The organism is Bullifex sp. (assembly GCF_034103065.1).
Classification (GTDB): domain Bacteria; phylum Spirochaetota; class Spirochaetia; order Sphaerochaetales; family Sphaerochaetaceae; genus Bullifex.
On the sequence record NZ_JAXEGN010000173.1, the window covers coordinates 1 to 3282 of the forward strand.

The following is a 3282-nucleotide window of genomic DNA, read 5'->3' on the forward strand; positions in this document are numbered from 1 at the left end:
TAGAAGCTCTTTAATGCATTTAAGCTTAAACTCATCTGTATAAGTCTTCTTGTTTCTACCCATATCTTTTTTACTCCTTTGATATGGTAACTGTTATTCGGATTATTTTCACCTCCCTGTCTGATTTACACTCTTAGTATACTCCAAGAATAGCAATGGGACCGATTAGTGAAATAGAAATAGCAAATAACTATGAAAAAATATTAAGTGTAGATAAGTTAACATCAAAAGAAATGGCTAAATTAACTAAAGGTTATGCTTATGCTTATCAAACTCTAGGGTTTTTGTGCTTTAAATATAAAAAATCATATAAAGATATTCTTGATAAATTTGACCAGCATCTTTGGGAATATGTTTATGAAAAGCTATGGGCAGAGATGTCTGCTATTGATAGAAAAATTGTAAATGTAATTGCAAATGATATTAATAAAGTTGAGAAAATAAGAGTGGAATTAGGTATGAATTCAAATACCTTCACTGTTTTTAGAAAAAGATTGATTAAGAAAGGTATCATTTATTGTCCTCAATATGGATATCTTGAATTTATTCTTCCTAGATTTAAAGAATTTGTTTTAGATATGTATTGCTAATAATTATTTGTTCATTGTGATACAATTGCCACTATGAGCAATAAAAATTTACCACATTGGGATCTAACTCCAATTTATATGGGAGTTGATACACCTGATTTCTTAGAAGACATTGAGAAAGTTGTCACTCTTTCAAATAAACTTAAGAGTGATGTTGAAGCGCATAAACCACTATTTGATGTAATTACTTCATTAAATGAAATAATTACAATTGGTTGGACTTTAAACTCATATGCTAATGCAATATTAACAACAGATACCTCTAATGGTGCTTATATTAAAGCTGTAGGTAGTGTTGAAGAGGCATTGTTGAAGTTTAAGGAAGCAGAGGATTTATTTGTAAGTAAAATTAAAGATTACCAAAATGAATTTTCTGATCCAAGGTTAAAGCAATATTCATATATCTTAAATGAATATTTAGAGGAGAGTACACATCAAATGTCTTTAGCAGAGGAAGCTTTAGCCTCTGACTTAGCAAGGAGTGGGGTAGGGGCTTTTGAGCGCCTGTATGATAGTGTTTCTTCATCTATTTGTGAGAATGATAAAACTGTAATTCAATTAAGAAATGATGCAACTAATCCAAATAGAGAAATAAGAAAGGCTTCTTATGAAAGAGAAAAGAAAGTTTGGGCTGAGCATGAGGTTGCATTTGCTGCTTGTTTAAACAGTATTAAAGGTACTGTTTTAACTTTAGAAAAGAGAAGAGGCTGGGTAGATCCTCTTGAACACTCTGCATCTCAAGCTAGAGTTTCTGTTAAAGCTTTAAACGCCTTAATTAAGACTCTTGAAAATAATAGAGAGATGTTTGCTAAGTACTTTAACATTAAAGCAAAGCTCCTTGGACTTGATAAACTTGCATGGTACGACTTATTTGCACCAGTAGGTTCTTTAAATAAAGAATACTCCTTTGAAGCAGCTAAAGAGATAATTATCAAATGTTATAGTTCTTTTGATAGTAGAATGGGGGATTTTGCAAAAAAAGCCTTTGACTCTAATTGGATTGATGCAGAGCCAAGAAAAGGCAAAGTTGGTGGTGCGTACGATACTTCAATGTTAAAAGTCAAGCAAAGTAGAATTCTTTCAAACTTTGATGGTTCCTATGACTCTGTTTCGACTTTAGCTCATGAACTAGGTCATGCTTATCATGACAGCATAGTAATGGAGCTTCCAGCCCTACTAACTGATTATCCAATGACAGTTGCAGAAACAGCATCTATCTTTGCTGAAACAATTGTTTTTGATGCAATTTTAAAGGATGCAAGTGATGAAGAGGCTATCTCATTAATTGAAAGCTATGTAGGTTCTTGTGCACAGGTTTGTGTTGATATTTTGTCACGCTTCTACTTTGAAAGAAGTGTATTTGAAAAGAGAAAGGAAGGTGAGTTAACTCCTAACGAATTTACTTCTCTTATGATTCAAGCTCAAGAGAATTCCTATGGGGATGCTGTAATTGAAAAGCATGAGAGAATGTGGGAGGCTAAAGGCCATTATTACTCCTCATCATTCAGCTTCTACAACTATCCTTATGCTTTTGGACAGCTTTTTGCTCTTGGTTTGTATGCTTGTAAGGATAAGAGTCCAGACTTTAATGAAAAGTATAGAGAAATCTTACAACTTACGGGATCAACAAGTGCTAACAATGTTGCTCTTGCTGCGGGTTTTGATATCGAGAAGGAAGAATTCTGGCAAAATGGTATGAACTTTATTTCTTCATTAATTGAGAGGCTTGGAAGCTATTGCAAGTAAAGATTGAAAAATTAACACAAAATGCCATTGGCCTTGCTCATACAGCTGATGGCAAAATACTTTTTGTTCCTCAAACACTTCCTGGAGAAGAAGTGTTTGTTAAAAAGTTCTCACAAAAGAAAGGTTATTTTCTGTGTGAGGACTTTGAAATAGTTAAAGAAAGTGAATTAAGAATTAAAAGTAGTTGCCCATATAGTAATATTTGTGGTGGCTGTGACTTTGACTTTGTTAGTCCAAAGGATAGTGCTTATTTAAAAGAAGAAATTGTTAAAGATAATATTAATCGTATTTCTAAGCTAAACAAACTTCCGCCTTTTTTACCTCCTGCCTATAGTGATAACGAAAGCTATAGAGCAAGGTGTAGGATTCATGTCTCGCTAAAAGATAAAAGAGCTGGTTTTTTGAAAAAAGATAGCAATGAATTAATTGCTATTAAATCATGTCCTCGCCTCGAGAAGAAGTTAAATGAGGAAGTTTTTTTATCTGATGATTTCTTAAAGAGAAATAGAGGCTTAATGTTTCAAAAGGGAATAAACAGAAAAACTGGTCTTGTTGAGCTTTCTCTTTTTTGTGGAGATGATAAAATCTCAGTTGAGAATGAAGAAGTCATTAGAAGTGTTGATAACATAAATTATCATGTTAGTGCTAATGTATTCTTCCAATCGAATTTATTAGTGCTCCCTGAACTCTTTAATTTTGTTAGAGAAAATGTTGTTGGGAATAAATTAATGGATCTATACAGTGGTGTTGGTACATTCTCTGCACTCTTTGAAAATAGTGATAAAGAGTTAATTGCAGTTGAAAGGCAAAAGGAGTGCTTAAGACTTTCTCAGAAGAATGCACCAAGTGCAAAATCTATTACAGATGATGTATTTAAGTTTGCATCTAAAACGAAAACTCATGTTGATACTGTTATTGTTGATCCTCCACGAGTTGGTCTTGATAA

The 3282-nt window shown here is 32.9% G+C and carries 3 protein-coding genes; all 3 read left to right on the plus strand.

All coding sequences use genetic code 11. The features are described from left to right. The first annotated feature begins 155 nt into the window (after positions 1-155). Entirely contained in the window at positions 156-590 is a 435-nt protein-coding gene (locus tag SOY52_RS06765) for a hypothetical protein (RefSeq protein WP_320848201.1), read from the plus strand. Positions 591-623: 33 nt separating this feature from the next. Next, on the plus strand, positions 624-2336 hold the full coding sequence (locus tag SOY52_RS06770) for a M3 family oligoendopeptidase (protein WP_320848202.1): 1713 nt from the start codon (positions 624-626) through the stop codon (positions 2334-2336). Further along, positions 2327-3282 (plus strand): class I SAM-dependent RNA methyltransferase (locus tag SOY52_RS06775; RefSeq protein ID WP_320848203.1); only part of this gene is annotated, 956 nt, incomplete at its 3' end. The genes SOY52_RS06770 and SOY52_RS06775, both read left to right, overlap by 10 nt.

Coding starts and splice junctions, on each gene's coding strand:
- SOY52_RS06765 (WP_320848201.1), top strand. CDS start 156: ATGGGACCGATTAGTGAAATAGAAATAGCAAATAACTATGAAAAAATA.
- SOY52_RS06770 (WP_320848202.1), top strand. CDS start 624: ATGAGCAATAAAAATTTACCACATTGGGATCTAACTCCAATTTATATG.